The sequence below is a fragment of the Candidatus Zixiibacteriota bacterium genome (genome assembly GCA_040752815.1).
Lineage (GTDB): Bacteria > Zixibacteria > MSB-5A5 > GN15 > FEB-12 > JAGGTI01.
This window is the reverse complement of record JBFMGC010000057.1, coordinates 1-17,158: the sequence shown is the minus strand read 5'-3', so window position 1 is coordinate 17,158 and position 17,158 is coordinate 1. Positions and strand designations below refer to the sequence as shown.

Genomic DNA, 17,158 nt, shown 5'->3' with positions numbered 1-17,158 from the left:
CTTCGCCACCGTCAAGCTGCGCACCAACGCGGCGCGACGAATCAAGTCACCGCGCTCGGCGCTGTACTTGATCTTCCAGTTGATCGTAAGAGCACAGAAGCGCTGGCGCCGGATCAACGCGCCGCACGTGGTGACGAAGGTGCTGGCGGGAGTGACGTTCGAGGACGGCATCGAAGTCAGGAAAACGAAGAACAATCAGATCGAAAGCCACGCTGCTTGAGAAACCAATTTACACAACTCTTGACATGAGCTCTGATTCAATTCAATTCTGGGATGTGAATCCTCAGAACTGAAGGTAGTTCTCTCTCAGTATCGGTAAGTTGCTTGTGTTCATGAACGATATAACTAATAGAGAGTGTGCATTATGAAACATATAGATCTTTCGATGGCACTGTTGATGATATTGCTCTTGGCTCCCCACGACTCTAATTCCCAACCAGCCGAAGAAGGCACTGCTGGAATCCATGCGAGTGACGAGGGTGCGATAGTTAAGAACGCAAGAAGGATTGTCGGGGTATCCGGACGTCAATCGGCAACCCAGACTGTTACCTCGCGCGTCGTCATAGTGGAAGGTGTGGATGCCCCGGTTCCTGATTCTTTACGCAGTGTTGTTGCGGGACGAAGGCTTTGGCGAGTCGATTTTGACGATGTGCTGATCCGTGAAGTAAAGTCTGACCAAGGAGTGACGGTGGAGATGCGCAGGTCGATAACGGCCTATCTGGACAGCCTGTCGGGCAAGTTGATAATGGTGCAATCCATTCGTCCATCGGACAGGATAATTAGTGATCGCGAAATGCCGCTTGCTGAGCGGGAAAGAGCATTGTTGAGTTCGCCCAAGTATCGCGGACTGCCTGATAGCTTGTCGCTGGATTTCGTTTCAGTTTTGCAGCACTGCCCATTTTCCCCGCACCTAGCGGAGCGCATTGCCGGCGTGTACATCTATGAGCCCAAGAACAACTATCCCGACTCTCTCATTCCGGTGTGGGTAATTAGCCTCGTGGGAATTCCGCCTGTACCCGTGATCGGAGTTCCAGACATGGATATGAGTAACCCCGTCCCTGAATATATGCGTAATGCCAGACAGGTGGTCATAGATGCAAGGACCGGCAAGGAACTGAGTCAGGGTGGAGCGCCTGCCCGTAAGCTCCCCTGCCAACCTTGCGCCCGGGTTCAGCCTGGGGCAGGCGCTCGATGATCTGGATCTGATCGCCTCGAATGATCTGCCCGCCGGCATCAAAACCGACCTGTCCGGGCAGTCGCGCGAATTTCGTGACTCCAGCTCGGCGCTCTACTTTCTCTTCTTATTCGCGGTGGTGTTTATCTTCCTGGTGCTGGCGGCCCAGTTCGAAAGTTTCGTACATCCCCTAACGATTCTCCTTTCGGTACCGCTTGCTGTTGTAGGGGCGTTGGTGTCGCTTTTCGTGCTGGGGCAGAGTATCAATATCTACTCGCAAATCGGCCTGATTATGTTGATAGGCCTGGTGACCAAGAACTCGATCCTCATAGTCGAGTACGCAAACCAGTTGCGCAAGCAGACAAGCACCGTGCTCGAAGCGGTGGTGAATGCAGCAGCCATTCGCCTTCGCCCGATTCTCATGACCTCGTTCGCGACTGTTTTCGGCGTACTGCCGATTGCGATCGGGCTGGGTGCCGGAGCCGAATCGCGCCGGCCGCTGGGAATCGCTGTGGTGGGAGGGCTGCTGTTCTCGACCTTCCTGACTCTTGTACTCGTGCCGGTAGTGTACACGCTTCTGGCCCGGTTCACGGGTGAAGAGAGAGAGGCGGCCACGGCGCCGGTCCCTGCCGAAGTAGCCGAAAGGCCGGCCGGAGCCGGCGCCTCGATCCGCCTGGCGGGCGAAAGCGGCCCGGTCGCCTGACCGGCGCTCCGCGTCAATGGTAGCGTGCAACCCGGATTATCATTATCCGGTTTAAGTCGATAAAGACCATATACTTTTCGGCGGTGCTCCAACATGGCGCGAGGAAGATACGATTACGAATACCTGCTGGGTCATAGCGACGCCGAGTTGGACCGACTACGGTTCCAGCACACCGTCTGGGGACCGGTCACGCGAAAGTTCTTCGACCGGCTCGGCGTGGCCGAGGGATGGAAATGCCTCGATGTCGGTGCCGGCCCGGGATTCGTAAGCCTGGATCTCCGCGAGAGGGTGGGCGACAGTGGCGAAATCACCGCCCTTGAGCCGTCGGAACTCTATCGCGATTGGTTTCGGCAGGAGGTGGAGCGCGAGGGGTGGAGCAACGTTCGCATACTGGGGGGGACGTCGTACGATGCCGATTTGCCCCGCCGGCATTACAATCTGGTTTTCGTTCGCTGGGTCATAAGCTTTGTGCCCGATCCGAAAGCGTTTCTTATTCCGCTGCTCGACGCGCTGACGCCGGGCGGGATAATCGCCTTACAAGACTACGTTCACGAGGGGTGCCTGCTCTTTCCCACCGGTGGCCCCTGGGACCGGATGCCAGAGGCTATCCGCGCCTGGTGGCGGGCAGGGGGCGGGGATCCGTATGTCGCTGCGCGACTGCCGGCGGTGATGAGAAACCTTGGCCTGAAACTGATTGACTACACGCCGAACTGTCTCTCCGGCGGCCCCGATAGTTCCGTCATGGAATGGATGGGCCGCTTTCTCAAGTCCCAGGTACCGGTCATGGTCGAGAAGCGAATCCTGACGGCGTCTGAGGCCGAGGCCATGGAGGCGGACTGGTCAAACCACATCGACAATCCCGACACGCGCTTCTTCTCACCTCTGGTAGTCGACGTCGCCGGGCGCAGTTGACACAGGGCGCTGCCTGGCGTACGTCCTATAATCTGTGGTTGGCGTACGTCCTCGTGTGCCAAAACCTGTCATTGCCCGCTTAAAGCGGGCAATCCATGGCCACCATGTTTTGACACCGAGACCCGTAGTGGATGAGGATGTCCACTATGCACATGTCAAGTCGGGGGCAGGCCCCACAGCGCACTGCTGGCGGTTTCGCCGGCAGTGGTTCCTGTGCGAACTTAGCGCGGCACGATGATGATCGGCATCGATGACCCGGTGCCGAAGGCGCGATTGGCCGCGCAGAAGACCGCATACGGGTAGATGCCGCGCTCGACACCTTTCACTTTTTGTGTCCTGTCCCTGCCTGCCGCTATCTTGAACCGGGGCTCATCGAACAACTTGTCATCGGAAACATGAACGTAGACAACACCCGAAGTTCGATTGCAGAACTTGATCCGGTCGCCGGGCACTGCGATCACAAAGCCGGGGGAGACTTTACACGAGGTCAAACCGCTTGTGATCCGGACCTTTTCCAATTTGCTCTTGCGTTTGGGCATGACGATTCCTCTTTTTTGGGTTGTACCTTTCGATTGTCTTCATTTGTTGTAATCACCTGGCCAAGCTGCCGGTATCTCGGTTTGCCGCCGGACCGCTTCTTTCATGACCCGCGACGCGGCCGCGAGATGCTCAGCACGCTGTCAAACCGACGATCCTGAAGCAGCGCCTGAAATTCCTCGATTTTCCTGATCTCCCCCTCCGAATACCCTCTTCGAATCGCTCGGCCGAGCAAATCCAGGGCTTCATCCCGCCGGCCCAGTGTCTCATGGATTAGGCTGGCTCGAACCAAAACTTCCCCCGCTCCCGGCGCAAGCCGGACGGCTTGGCCCGCCAGTTCAATAGCTTTGTCGCGGTCTCCGACCTTCGCGTAACAGTCGGCCAGGTGAACGAGGAGCATGGCGTCCTTGGGATTGATCTTCCGGTTCTGTTCGGCGCGTATGATCGCGCTGTCGAAAGCCGCCAACGCCCGTTCTTTTCCCTGGGGGAGCATCTGGTAGATCGAGCCAAGGTTGATCCATACGCGATAGTCGCTGCTGCGCAGTCTTAGCGCCTGTTCGTACATCGCAGCCGCGTTTTGATAGTCTTTCTCCACCTGATAGATGGCGCCGAGATTTGAGTAGGCGAAGTAGTCCGGCTCGAGGTCGATAGCACGCTTAAGGAGAGTCTTAGCCTTGTCTGTCATGCCGAGGTAGACATACAGCCCGCCCAGAAACGCGCACGGATAAGACGCGTCGGGGGCCAGCTCTTCGGCCTGGGCCGCCTGCTGTACCGCTTCGTCGCGATGCCCCCCGCGAGCGATGTTGAACAGCGACAGGTAATAATAGTTGCGCCAGTCATCGGGCTGAACATGCACGGCCTTGGTGTAGCAGGACTCGGCATCAGTCTCCCGCCCGAGCGACTCGTAGGCCAAGGCGAGTTCCCGGTAAGCGGCGTTGTTGAGCGAGTCGAATTGAATGGCCTGGCGCAAATACCGGGTGGCCTCTTGGTACTGGCCGGTTCCTCGGTGGATGGTGCCGAGCGTGACTAGAACCGGCGCCAGGTGATCGTTTAATTCGAGCGCCCGCGTAGAGTGGACCAGTGCCGGTGTGACCCACTGGATATCCATGGTCAGATTGTACCTCTGGAAATAGACTTCGCCCAGGCCGGCGTAGGCGAGCGCGTAGGCCGAGTCCTCTTTGATCGCTGCTTCAAAGTGTAGCGCGGCGCTGTCAAGGCAGGTGGCGCTTTCCGATCGCTGCAGATAGCCGCGTCCCCGGAGATAAGCATAATAGGCTTCGGATGACGATGTCCGTCCGGCGGCCAGCAGGCGGCGCGAATCGGGCCGAAGCTGGATATCGAGCATCTGGGCCAATTCGGTGACAACCAGGTCCTGCCAGCGGGATATATCAGACACTTTTTCGTCGATGACGGTAGACCTCAACTGCCGCTGCGAACGGGTATCAACCAGGTTCAGTGTGAGACGCACCGCGCCTCCGTGCTCCTGGACACTGCCAGTGACAACCAGCCCAACTCCGAAGGTACGCCGGGCCTGTCCGGCGCTCCTGATATTGCTGCCGCGAACTTCGCTCGAGGGCACAACCCGGAGCCGGCCCTCGAATTCCGCCAGTTGGGTCAGTTTGCTCGTGATGGTCTCCGCCAGGCCGTCGCACAATGTCTGACCGGCTCCCGCTTCACCGAGACTGACAAGCGGCAGCACGGCGAGGTGTTTGTGTCGTGAGGGTACCGACCCGAGGTCCGGACGCAGGACAACCCAGAGCATCCCGGCAAGCGCGATGAGCCCGACACCCGCCAGGGCGAACCGACCTGTTTTGCGACGTCCTGTGTCGGCTTGCCCTGAGCTTCGACCATCGGGGTCGGAGTCCGCGCTGCGGCGGCGGAGCCGCCTCAAATCGGCGATCAAATCGGCCGCCGACTGGTACCTGACCGCAGGATCCTTTTCCAGGGTTCGGTCCACTATTTCCTGGAGTCCGTCGGGTACGCCCGCCTTGAAGCGGGCCAGCGGTTCGGGCTGTTCCGAGAGAATCAGATACTGTACGGCGGCGTCGTGATCGGCTGCGAACGGGTTTCGACCGGTGATCAGCTCATAGAGCACCATGCCCACTGCGAAGAGGTCAGACCGATGATCGGCCGTCTTTCCCTTCAACTGCTCCGGAGACATATAGGCGATTGTGCCCATTGTTGAGCCGGTTCTCGTGATACTTCCGGTTCCGGCCATGAAGGCCAGGCCGAAATCGACTATCTTGGGACGATTGTGCTTTTCCAGCACGATATTGCCCGGCTTGATGTCGCGATGCACGATGCCGGCGGCGTGTGCTTCCTGCAGCCCCTCGCACACCTCCATGATGATATTGATCGCCTCACCGGGATCGACCTGCTTGTATCTGATTACATCCTTGAGAGTTTGCTCGCCGACATACTCCGACACGATATAGGGGTGTCCGCCGTAGTCTCCGACCTCGTGGATGGTGACGATGTTCGGGTGGTTCAGCTTGGCGGCTGCTTGTGCCTCCCGCCTGAACCTGGTGCGGTACTCTTCGTCAAGGCAAAGGTGGGACGGCAGGAATTTGAGGGCGACCCTGCGGTTGAGTTCGGTATCTTCGGCGAGATAGACTTCGCCCATGCCACCGGCGCCGATCTTCTCGATGATCCGGTAGTGTGCGACCACGCTGCCGTCTGCGAGTTGAACATACGTTCGGGTTATGTCGTCTGGGCCGTCGTTTGACACGATCGACAATTTCCCGGGTTATGGCGACGCATGAGTCCGCCTGTTAGTGATTGCCTGGTACAGAATACGACATATTCTGATTTATGGCAACGGATTAAGCGGGGAAAGGGGATTCAGGATCCTCCGACCGGTCTCCCCCTCCCCGGTGGTTGGATCCTGTGCCGTGGGCGCGCGGACGCCCCCGGAGGATTAGTCACTGAGCTCGAAAAGAATCGAGGGATGGGGTGCTGCCATTCAGCGTCTCAGATCGGACTTCCACCCCACAGTCATGCCTCGGGGGTCATTACTTGTATACATCCGTACTCAGGTATTTCAGCCCTGAATCCACCATGAGAGTAACCACCGTGGCGTCAGGCCCCAAACGCTCGGCCACCCGAATTGATGCGACCACGTTTGCACCTGACGACGTCCCGGCGAACAGGCCTTCCTCTTTTGCCAGGCGACGAGCCATCGCTTCCGCGTCGCCGGTACTCACCGGCATTATCTCGTCAACCAGGGCCGGATCAAAGAGCGGCGGCGTGTAACCAATGCCCACGCCTTCGATTTTATGCGGCCCCGGCTTGCCACCTGACAGTACTGCCGACTCGGCCGGCTCGACAACCACCAGCCTGATCTTCGAATCGTGGCGTTTCAACGCCGTTGCCACGCCACGCGACGATGCTGCCGTGCCGACACAGTGGACGAAAGAGTCGACTTTGCCGTCGGTCTGAGTCCAGATCTCTTCACCCAGAGCATGGTATCCTGCGATACTGTCAGTATTGTTGAGCTGGTCGGTCCAGAACGTATTGGGTTGCCGACTAATCTCTTTAGCCGTCGCGATCATGTCCAGAATCAGCTTCTTGGTAGTGAGTCTCCCCTCGCTGGGCACGAGGGTAAGCTCCGCGCCCAGGTCCGGCATGTGACCGGCATGCGGTTGCTTCGCAGCGGGGCGACCCAACTGCAAACGTCGTTTAACTGGTGGGTTTCAAATGGTCAGGCAAGTCTTGATTATGGTCCAATGAGAAGAGCCATCATTCGCGATTTCGGCACCGGCGGCATGGGCACTCCCGAAGGCGACCGAAACAAGTATTATCTGCTCAGCAACGGCGACAGGGACTATGATCAATTCCGGATCGTTACAGTAAGCGAGAACGACACAACATGGATTCCGCCGCAAGACAATGGCGTAAGGTTTATAGCGAGCGGGTTAGACACCCGATATCTGTTGTCCTTCGGACCGGCCACTCTTGACCCCGGCGAAACCGTTCCATTCACTATCGCTTATGTCGCAGGCGAGAACTTCCACACCGATCCGGCCAATCTCAGTCATTTGCCGTTTGACCCTGATGCCTACCTGGCGGGACTCAATTTAGACGACTTTCTGACCAATGGACTCTGGGCCGGCTGGGTGTTCGATAACCCCGGGGTCGATACTGACAGTGACGGTTACTTCGGCGAATTCCGCGTTTGCGACGGTGACACACTCTATGTGTCGGGCGACGGCGTCCCCGATATGCGCGCCTCCTCGCTGCCGGTAGCGCCGACACTCTGGGTAGAGCCCCGAGACAGCGCGCTCTATGTCCGTTGGAACGGGTTCGCGAGCGAAACTCTGCTGGATTGGGCGACGCGGCAGCGGCGCTTCGAAGGATACCATGCGTATCTCTCGAGCACCGGCGCACCCGGCAGTTTCTCGCGAGTGGCCTCGTACGATCGCGAGGACTACTACAAGTACTATTGGGATTTCGAGCTGATCGAGTGGGTTCTCACCGTCCCGCCCTTGTCAGTCGAGGAAGCCGCTTGCCTGTACGCGCCATCGGAGTGCAGCGATTCGACCTGGCATCCGCTCGATTACCCGCGCCACGCGCCGTATGTCATGCCCGGGCACCCGGATTCCCTTTTCTATTTCGAGCCGTGCCAGGCCAACGCCAGCCGTTTCGGCTGGGAGACACCTTTTGTCAAGCGGTTCCCGCAGGCGCCCCGACCGGAATACCGGCGGCCGGAGGATGTGCCGTCTGATTCGATTGAGTTCTACCTGACGTCCGACGGATACTTCAAATACTACGAATACGAATACACGTTTGAAAGTCTGCTTCCCGGGCAGGCGTACTGGGTGTCGATTACGTCATTTGACTATGGTTCCCTGGTCCCCGGAGCCGATCCGGCGGAGTCAGGTATTGTCCAGAACGCCCTGATGGCCTATCCGCTGGGCGAGTGCTGTCGTGGCATCGTTGGCAATGTCACCTGCGATCCGCAGGAGAGCATATCGATCAGCGACATCACCCTGCTGGTCGATTTTCTCTTCATCAGCCAGCAGCCGCTGTGCTGTTTGGCTGAGGCGGATGTCAACCAGTCTGGAGGAGTCGACCCGACAGAGTTGGACATCTCCATCGTCGACATCACAATCCTGATCGATTATCTTTTTATTACCGGCCCATCGCTGGGTCTGCCGGAGTGCCTGTAGCGACAATTGTAGGTAAGGCAGCTATGACAGTCTACAGAAGGAGCTGACACAGCTCTCGTGCGTGGTGGACGTCCTCGTCCACCACGGCACATCCCAAGGCATTAAGTGAGGGCCCACGGACTCCTTACCTTCATGAGATTCAACGGGTTGATCTGCAAACAGACGCCACGGAGCTTGCCCGGATGCGACCGCGACAGACACTCCGAACCGCGTCGGTACTAAGGGACGGTCCTTTTGGTGCGCTCGCGAGTCATATAAATCCTTGACAGCGTTGGGGTTTGTGGTTATTGTTACGCTTGAGACAGTCTCAGTACCGGACCTACATAATTGGGACTCGTCTTTTTGAACGGCAGGTGTTTTTGGTTCGTCTGTGTATTGCCGTCTATACTCTCGGCAAACCGGACACTCCGCTTTGTTGGTACACGCGATTTGTCAGCAATTCCGACTATTGGGCACTATGCTGATTACGTCAAGTATTCCTGCTAACACATTCGATTGCAGACCGGACAGGTCTGTCAGAGAGGAGGTTGGTCCACAGAATAACGACCGCTGTTGAGTTCGCAGCCGGGACCACTCGTGTCTCAGGCGAATCCGATTGTGTTTGTTTTCGCACACAGAAAACAAGGTTTCTCGAAAGGAACTAACAGAATGACAAGAAGACTTTTTGCGGCGGCATCTCTGGCCGGCTTGCTGGCGCTTGTGTTGGCGGCTTCTGTGGGCGCCAAGAGCGACACGCGAGTCGATCAGGATGATGCCAGAAGGCTGAGTGAGATCAGCCGTTTCAATGTTATCGGACCGCATCCGTGGATGGGCAAGGTGACCGACGAGCCAGTTGAGCAGGCTCGCACCAGTGTCGGCACCGTAGTGCGCCGCCCGATCGGCAGCGCGCAGTCGCCCGATGTGGGCATCGGTGTCGGCGTCAGTGTCGCTCTCACTTTTGACGACGGACAGTATCCGTTCCCGATCGGTCGCCAGGTCAAGCATTACTGGAACGGCGAAGTCGGGGAGAACCTCGCTGCCGGCGTGCACTTTGCCTATGAGCTTTGCTCCGACACGGTGCCGGGCAACCCGATCGCTTCGAAAATCCTCTCCGGCTACAACGTTTATGATGCCAGCGTGCCGTCGGCCAACTGGCCTCGCGACCAGGATGTCGGCTGTGGCCTGCAATCGACCGATACTGCCGGCACGGGCCAGTGGGTGAACCTCGACGTGCTGGGCAACACCTATGCCGTCTTAACGGCGAGGACGGCGTTCTTTACACGCTTCATTCCCACGCCGAGCCCCGGTTCCTGGTTGAAGGACAACCTGCTCTTTTACCAGGGCGCAGAGTTCAGTTGCACCTACGATCCGCGCTCTTCGCTGAATACGTCGTACATCGACTCAACGAATTATCGCGCTCATTTTGCACTCAGCGGGACCGGAAACTACAGCGTCCTGCCGGAGGTAGCGACGCAGTTCGACGGATCCAATACGGTAGTGCACGTGCTGCTGGGCGAGCAGGAGCCCGTTGATGGCCCTGTGAGTGACAGCTACGTCACCGGTGCGTCGTACCGCAAGTTCATTTATTATCGCAAGTTGGGCGATCTGTCCTCTTCGGGCTCGTGGAGCTCCGGTGTTATCATTGACTCCATCATGCAGGTATACAGTATCAATGGAGTTACCATCGCCCCCTCTCCCAATTCCGGCAAAGTATGTGTATCGTACTCGAATCCCGGTTATTGGGGCTGCTTGCTTGACGACCAGAACTCGCAGTACGATACCGACGTGTTCTATCGCGAGTCGAGTGACTACGGTCTGACCTGGGCGCCCAAGGTCAACATCACCAATTATCAGAACGCCATCGCGGGTGATCCGGCGCACTTCAAGGCCTGGGTCGAGTCACCCTGTTTGTATGACGCCAATGATGATCTGCATATCATCTGGACCGGCACAGCCACCTCGGCTGATCCGTATTTTGACGGTTTCAACTGGAATGATTTTGACACCGATGTATATCACTGGGCAAGATCTACCGACGAAATCGTCAAGGTAGCCAAAGGCACTTATCTCAACGAAGACATGCTGACCGGTTCGATCAATACGCTGCATTGTGGGTTTGGCGGCGTGCACTCCGGTTACATCGCCTTCATCTGGCTGTCCGAGTGCGATGGCAAACTGTACTGCGTCTGGAACCAGATGCACGAACTGGCCAACCACGGAGACTATACAGCCGATCCGACCCTTCTGGAGGACTGCGCCTACACCGGCACCCGGCGGAGCCAGGCCAACTGGGAGATCATGATGTCGGTGGCGCGCATAAACAGCAGTTCGCTGTGGGATGCCGCCCGCCATGTCTCCGGCGCCGGCGCCGGCACTCACACTCCGGAATGCGGCGTGGCCGGCGACCCGCAGGCGTCCTCGGTGTGCGGCAATGAGTTCAAGCCGTCGGTGGAGATGTACGGTCTCAACGAGGCCGGCATGGGTCTTACCTGGCCGTCGGGAGCTATCGTGGATCTGTCTCCGGGAGCCACCTACTCCGGCGACTACTATTTGAACATGGAATACATGGACGACCAGTTCCCCGGCTACTTTGTCCAGGACCTGAACGGCCGCAATGACGTCGGCGTGCTCAACTCAGAGAAGTGGGTGCGTCTGGCCTGTGTCGAGCCGGTTGAGGCGTCCCTTATCAATTCCACGCCCAAGCGGCTGGAATGGCCGCGCTGGGTTCCACTGGGATCAACCAGCAACATGACCATCACCGTCATCAATGAAGGTAACGTCCAATTGAACGTGACCGAGATCGGGTCCGACGATGGTGCCGGCGCCTGGCTGGGCACGTCGGCGAGTTCGCTGGTGGTGACCGCAGGCGTGAACAACACAGCCACTTTCGATGTGGTGTTCAATACTGCCGGACTGTCTCAGACCCAGTGGCTTGATGGCGAGGTCTGGCTCAAGTCCGACGCCGCCAACTTCGATTCGCTGACCATTCCGATTCATGTGCTGGCCGCGACCAGTGTCGAGGCTGTCAAGTGGGATACGGTTACCACCCACCAGTACATGTTCGATCCCTTCTTTGATCCCGAGGGCGAGGTAGTCGCGCTAGCCGTGGGCAACTTCGGTGAGCTCGGCTATGCCGCTTTCAGCCAGGGCGAAGTCAACCTCGATTACTCCGAATCCGGTCTGGAGTGTGGTGGTCGCGCTCGCGACGAGATCTACCTGTACGGCGGTACGGCGTTCACTATCCTGGCGGACAACTCGTCGGGAGCCAATGCCGTGCTGAGCCAGGTTCACGGCGACGCCAACCAGGGCGATGAGACCGGCTTTGATCCCACACCGGCCAAGGGCAGCATCACCGGCGGCACTGCCGGAAGCGGTGCTTACGATTCGGTGTATACCGGCCAATTCGTTAACCGGGATACGACGATCGCCATGGAGCGCATCGTCTACGGACCGCGCTCGAACACGCCGCTTACTGCCACACTCGACTTCGTAGTCGTGTACACCAAGGTGTACTCGGCCGACGGTCAGGCCCACAACCACCTGGCGTTTGGCAACGCGTGCGATTACGATATCCCGGCATCGGAACCGCCCAACAACAACACCGGTGTGTCGGCGGGCGGCAACTTCGTCTATCTCCAGGGTACTGATACCGTAGGCTGGGACGGCTGCCAGCCTAACACCGCTCGCTTCGGTACCGAGGCGTTTGGTGGCGGCTATACGTCTGTGGAGTTCCAGAGCAACCCGTGCGTGAACGGGGCTACGTTCTACAGCTCGAACAGCCTGTACCAGACGATTCTCGAGGATACCACGCATTACCGGAACGGTACGCCGCTGGTGCCCTCGCAACCGAACCCACTGGCCTGGTGGGAAGAGACCGGTATTGCCGGGGTCAACGCGTCGGATCTCGAGGATACCGACCTGGCCATCATTACCACCTACGTACACGATTTCAACCTCGGCGCTTCCGATACGCTACACTACTGGACGGTGCTTTCCACTGTCCGGAATGGCACGCTTGCTGACCTGGAAGACCAGGTGGCGTATGCCAAAAGCTGGTATATGCAGACGGTACGCGGCTGTGGCGGTAACTGCTGCTCGGGGCGTGTGGGTGACGCCAACAACAGCGGTGAGGATGAACCGACCATCGGCGACGTAACTGTGATGATCGATGCCAAGTTCATCTCCGGAACATGTGACGGCATTATTGCGTGTATATTGGAGGCTGATATCAACCAGTCCGGCGGCGCAGGCGCGACCTGCGAGGACGTTTCGATCGGTGACATTACCATCCTGATCGATTACCTGTTTATTACGGGTCAATCGCTTGGTCTGCCGAACTGCCTCTAACCAGGACGAACCCTTGAGAAGCTCTGTGCGTCTTTGGAACTAACCATGCGGCCATCCCGGTACCGGGATGGCCGCCTCGGTTTTGGTGGTTCCGGGGCGGTGGGAGCCTTGACGGTTCACCGCAGTTTGCGAGATTAACCTCTTGACAAACCGCTGCTTTGGAGTCATTTTGGTACTGGAACGAAATACTTTCCGGGCACTTGTTTCACCCTCACCCCGGAAACACGAAGTTGCGGCCAAAAAAAGTAAAGATGCTACCGCGTTTGGACACCTCGATTAAGGGGAGGCGAGGCAGCGTATCTTAAGGGTACTCAAATGGTTAGCCGTGCGTCTCCATTGCCCGGGAGGCGGCGGCTTAGAGTCGACATTTACTGCTTTATTGAACGCGCCGGCCGTCGAACGGCCCACGGACCTGCTTTGGGCAGTTCTGGCGTGCCCAGCGGAAATTAGGACGAGGTAACTTTTGCTATGAGGAGGTAATTCATACGTCGGAGTAACATGGCGCACGGCGCTGCAGAAGAAACAAGGGCTTGCCGTGCGGAAGAGAAGAGTGGTAGTTCCCGCGGGACCTGCGCGGGGACCTGATAAAGGACCTTTTGAAAGGAAAGCAGCATGATGAAGAAAGCACTACTTGCCTTGAGCGTAGCAGTGCTGTGGTCCGTGGCGCTATCGATGTCGGCCTGGTCGGCCGTGGACACGAAGGCTGACCGTATCGACGCCGAGCGCCTGGACAAGATCAGCGCCTTTAACGTGGGCGTGTTTCCGATGGAAAGTCGGAGTGCTTACGCGGGCGATGGCGGAACCTACCCTGGCTCTCGGACCGCTCTCGGTCGGAGACCCGTCGGGTCGGCCCAGTCGCCCAACGTCGGCATTGGCCCCGGGGTCAGCATCGACCTGACCTGGCACGATGAGCAGTACACTTGGGGTTCTGGCCGACAGATCAACCATTGGTGGAATGGCCAGACCGGCGAGACCGCCGAAGTCAGCGTCCATTTCGCCTACATGGACCGTCCTGATGAGGATACGGCCCGCCCCTATGTCTTTACCGGCTATAACATGTACGACGCGATCGTTCCGACAGGCAACTGGCCGCGTGACCAGGACGTCGGTTGCGACATCCAGGCCACCGATACGATCGGCGCCGCCAGCCGTGTAAGCATGGACATTATGTTCAACGGTCGGGCGGTTCTGGGTTCGATGGCCCGCTTCTTCAGGAACCTCAACGATACGACGCGCCTGTTCGACAACAACATCTACTACCAGGGCGCGGAATTCAACTGCACCTTCGATCCGCGTTCAAATCTGAACGTCACCTGGGTCGATTCGACAGTGTACCGGCCGCGGTTCATGGACCAGAGCGCCGGGAACTACGCCCGCGACCCGCAGGTGGTGACCCAGTGGGATGGTACTAACACCATCGTCCACCTGCTTCTGGGGTCCGCTGCTGACGATATCGATTTGTCCGGCAATGATTACGTTCCCGGCCTCGGCTACCGTGCGTGGACCTACTTCCGCAAGGTTGGCGACGCCGCCGAGACCGGCACGTGGAGCTCGGGTCAGACCATCGACTCGATTTGGTTCGTCTGGACCGAGCTGGCGGCCGCGCCGTATCCGCACACCGGTGTTGCTGTGGTGTATACCAACCCGTCGTACTACGGTGCGCTTCTGAACAACGGCGATGACATTGATGTTTGGGCGCGCGAATCGTTTGATCGCGGTCTGAGCTGGCAGCCGGCGTACAGCGTGACCAATTACACCAACGCCATTGCCAACCATCCGAATCACTTCACCGCCTGGCTGGAAGCTGGCTGTATGTTCGATTCGGAGGGCGACCTGCACGTCTATTGGGCGGGGAAGCCGACCTCCACTGATCCGTACTTTGACGGTTTCAACTGGCAGGACTTCGACGAGAACGTCTATCACTGGGAGAAGACCAACGACCAGGTTGTTCCGGGTGTGGGCGACGCTGTGAAAGTCGCCAACGGCAACTTCATGAACGACGACATGCTCACCGGTTCGATGAACACGCTGCACTGCGGCTTCGGCGGATCGAACGTCGGTTATCTGGGCTGGATCACCATGGGTGAGTGTGACAGCAAGTTGTACCTGGTCTGGGGGCAGATTCACGAGCGTGCCAACCGATTCCCGTGGCGTGACGTAGCCACTCAACCGGCCCCCGGTGTGCTTGATGACTGCTCCTACACCGGCGAGCGCCTGGCTATGGCCAACTGGGAGCTGTTGATGTCGGTGGCACAGCTTTCCACCAGCACCCTGTGGGACGCCGCTCGCAACATCTCCAATACCTACACTCCTGACTGCGGTCTGGTAGGCGACCCCGAGGCGAACGGCCCGTGCGGTTCCGAGTGGAAGCCGTCGATCGAGCGCTATGCCCTCGACGAAAGTGGTCTGGATCTGACCTGGCCGGCGGCGGCCGAGGTAGACCTTTCCCCGGGCGGCAACTATGCCGGCGGCTGGTATCTGAACATGGAATACATGGATGACCAGTTCCCCGGACCGTGGTTCTGGAGCACCCGTGTCAACCCGCCGGGAACGGAAAACTCCGAGAAGTGGGTTCGTCTGGCCTGCGTGGAGCCGATTGAGGCCTCGCAGATCGACGTCATCCCTGAGAGAATCGAATGGCCCGAGTGGGTACCGCTCGGTCAGGCCACGAACTTTACGATTACGGTTGTGAACGAAGGTAACGTGACCCTGAATGTTACCGAGGTCGGCGACAACGCCTCCTGGCTGACTTCCTCGATCAACCCGAGCCCAGGATCACCCTTCCAGGTGCCGGCGGGCGTGATTCGCACGGCTACTTTCCAGGCCAGCATCACCGCCCCGGCCGGTCCGACGCAGTGGCTGGACGGTGAGATGTGGCTGAAGTCCGATGCCGCGAACATCGACTCCTTCCCGGTGAGAATCCATGTCCTGGCGGCCACGGATGTCGAGGATGTGGCCTGGGATACGGTCAAGACGCATGAGTACATGTTCGACGAGTTCTTTGAGCCCGAGGGCGAGGTAGTCGCGCTGGGTGTCGGCAACAACGGCGATCTGGGCTGGGGTGCCGGCAGCAGCGGCGGTATCAACCTGGACTACTACGAGTCGGGTCTGGAGTGCGGGCCGAGGGTACGTGATCGGTTCTACCTGATCGGCTCCTCGGCCTACACCATACTGGCCTCAGCGAGCGATGGCACCGGGGCTGAGTTGAGCCAGGTGTTCAACGATGCCAACCAGGCGGACGAGACCGGTTTTGATCCGAGCCCGGCCAAGGGTTCGATCACCGGAGGGCTGGCCGCCGGCGGTGGCTATGATTCGGTGTATACGGGTCAGTTTGTGAACCGTGACACGACGGTTGCTTTTGAGCGGACGGTGTATGGTCCGCGTTCGGCGACTCCGGCCACGGCCAATCTTGATTTCGTGGTGTTATTGACCAAGGCGTACTCGGGCGACGGTCAGGCGCACAGTCATGTGACTATCGGCAACGTGGTTGACTGGGACATACCGGCCGACAGCGTGCCGTACAACACGTCGGACGTTTCGATACCGGGTGGATTTGTGTACGTGCAGGGTACGGACACGACCGGCCACACTGCCTGTCAGTCGCATGCCAACCGATTTGCCACTGAGGCTTTTGGCGGCAGCTACACGACCAATCCGTGTGCGAGCGATCCGGACGACTACCACAGCTTCAACGTGCTGATACAGACGTTGATGGTGGACACGACGCATTACCGTGACGGTACGCCGCTGGTACCGAGCCAGCCGAACCCGCTGGTTTGGTGGCAGGAGACGACGCCGAGCGGTCTGAATGCGGATGTCAGTCGTCAGGACCAGGCGGTCTGGTTCACCTACAAGCACGACTACACTCTTGGTGCGACCGACACGCTGTACTACTGGACGGTATTGTCGACGGTTCGGAACGGGTCGTTGACGGATCTGGAGAACCAGGTGAGCTATGCTCGGAGCTGGTTCAAGCAGACGGTCCAGGGTTGCGGTGGTTGCTGTGTGGGTCGCGTGGGTGACGCCAACAACAGCGGTGAGGACGAGCCGACGATCGGCGACGTGACGGTGATGATTGATGCCAAGTTCATCAGCGGCACGTGTGACGGGATTATCGCCTGCCTGACTGAGGCGGATATCAACCAGTCGGGCGGTGCGGGAGCGACCTGTGAGGACATATCGATCGGCGACATTACGATCCTGATCGACTACCTGTTCATAACGGGTCAGTCGCTCGGCCTGCCGAATTGCCTGTAGACCGAACGGATTCTTGAGAAGCCCCGGGCTTCTCTGGATCAAGCGATGCGGCCACCCCCAAAGGGGTGGCCGCTTTGTTTT

Annotated in this window: 10 protein-coding genes; 7 read left to right on the top strand and 3 right to left on the bottom strand. The window is 58.6% G+C overall.

Annotated features, from left to right (window positions below):
• The 4 genes from AB1772_11600 to AB1772_11585 all read left to right on the top strand — a co-directional run.
• Positions 1 to 220, top strand: a 220-nt coding sequence (locus AB1772_11600; GenBank protein MEW5796990.1) for an IS256 family transposase, incomplete at its 5' end; no start/stop codon positions are given.
• Between the two features lie 144 nt (positions 221 to 364).
• Positions 365 to 1,195 carry a hypothetical protein gene (locus tag AB1772_11595; GenBank protein ID MEW5796989.1) on the top strand — a complete coding sequence of 277 codons (831 nt, stop codon included), beginning with the start codon at positions 365 to 367 and terminating at the stop codon, positions 1,193 to 1,195.
• Positions 1,125 to 1,877 (top strand): efflux RND transporter permease subunit, encoded by a 753-nt coding sequence (locus AB1772_11590; protein MEW5796988.1) that lies wholly within the window; start codon positions 1,125 to 1,127, stop codon positions 1,875 to 1,877. Before AB1772_11595 ends, AB1772_11590 begins: the two co-directional genes overlap by 71 nt.
• Positions 1,878 to 1,970: 93 nt before the next feature.
• Positions 1,971 to 2,789 carry a methyltransferase domain-containing protein gene (locus AB1772_11585; GenBank protein MEW5796987.1) on the top strand — a complete coding sequence of 273 codons (819 nt, stop codon included), beginning with the start codon at positions 1,971 to 1,973 and terminating at the stop codon, positions 2,787 to 2,789.
• A gap of 221 nt (positions 2,790 to 3,010) precedes the next feature.
• Here the strand turns inward: AB1772_11585 and AB1772_11580 are convergent, their stop codons facing one another.
• From AB1772_11580 to AB1772_11570, 3 genes are all read right to left on the bottom strand, one after another.
• The gene (locus AB1772_11580; GenBank protein ID MEW5796986.1) at positions 3,011 to 3,328 is read right to left on the bottom strand and encodes a hypothetical protein; all 318 of its coding nucleotides are present in this window, start codon (positions 3,326 to 3,328) and stop codon (positions 3,011 to 3,013) included.
• 101 nt (positions 3,329 to 3,429) lie between these two features.
• Positions 3,430 to 6,054 carry a protein kinase gene (locus tag AB1772_11575; protein MEW5796985.1) on the bottom strand — a complete coding sequence of 875 codons (2,625 nt, stop codon included), beginning with the start codon at positions 6,052 to 6,054 and terminating at the stop codon, positions 3,430 to 3,432.
• 283 nt (positions 6,055 to 6,337) lie between these two features.
• Complete coding sequence (locus AB1772_11570; GenBank protein ID MEW5796984.1) at positions 6,338 to 6,952, bottom strand: pyridoxal-phosphate dependent enzyme; 615 nt, start codon at positions 6,950 to 6,952, stop codon at positions 6,338 to 6,340.
• Between the two features lie 99 nt (positions 6,953 to 7,051).
• Between AB1772_11570 and AB1772_11565 the strand changes: the two genes are divergently transcribed.
• From AB1772_11565 to AB1772_11555, 3 genes are all read left to right on the top strand, one after another.
• Positions 7,052 to 8,494, top strand: a complete 1,443-nt coding sequence (locus AB1772_11565; GenBank protein MEW5796983.1) for a hypothetical protein — start codon at positions 7,052 to 7,054, stop codon at positions 8,492 to 8,494.
• Between the two features lie 648 nt (positions 8,495 to 9,142).
• Positions 9,143 to 12,820, top strand: coding sequence for a hypothetical protein (locus AB1772_11560; protein ID MEW5796982.1), 3,678 nt, complete (start codon positions 9,143 to 9,145; stop codon positions 12,818 to 12,820).
• A 612-nt stretch (positions 12,821 to 13,432) separates the two neighbouring features.
• Complete coding sequence (locus AB1772_11555; protein ID MEW5796981.1) at positions 13,433 to 17,077, top strand: hypothetical protein; 3,645 nt, start codon at positions 13,433 to 13,435, stop codon at positions 17,075 to 17,077.
• Positions 17,078 to 17,158 lie beyond the last annotated feature (81 nt).

Coding starts and splice junctions, on each gene's coding strand:
- AB1772_11595 (MEW5796989.1), top strand. CDS start 365: ATGAAACATATAGATCTTTCGATGGCACTGTTGATGATATTGCTCTTG.
- AB1772_11585 (MEW5796987.1), top strand. CDS start 1,971: ATGGCGCGAGGAAGATACGATTACGAATACCTGCTGGGTCATAGCGAC.
- AB1772_11580 (MEW5796986.1), bottom strand. CDS start 3,328: ATGCCCAAACGCAAGAGCAAATTGGAAAAGGTCCGGATCACAAGCGGT.
- AB1772_11570 (MEW5796984.1), bottom strand. CDS start 6,952: ATGCCGGACCTGGGCGCGGAGCTTACCCTCGTGCCCAGCGAGGGGAGA.
- AB1772_11565 (MEW5796983.1), top strand. CDS start 7,052: ATGAGAAGAGCCATCATTCGCGATTTCGGCACCGGCGGCATGGGCACT.
- AB1772_11560 (MEW5796982.1), top strand. CDS start 9,143: ATGACAAGAAGACTTTTTGCGGCGGCATCTCTGGCCGGCTTGCTGGCG.
- AB1772_11555 (MEW5796981.1), top strand. CDS start 13,433: ATGATGAAGAAAGCACTACTTGCCTTGAGCGTAGCAGTGCTGTGGTCC.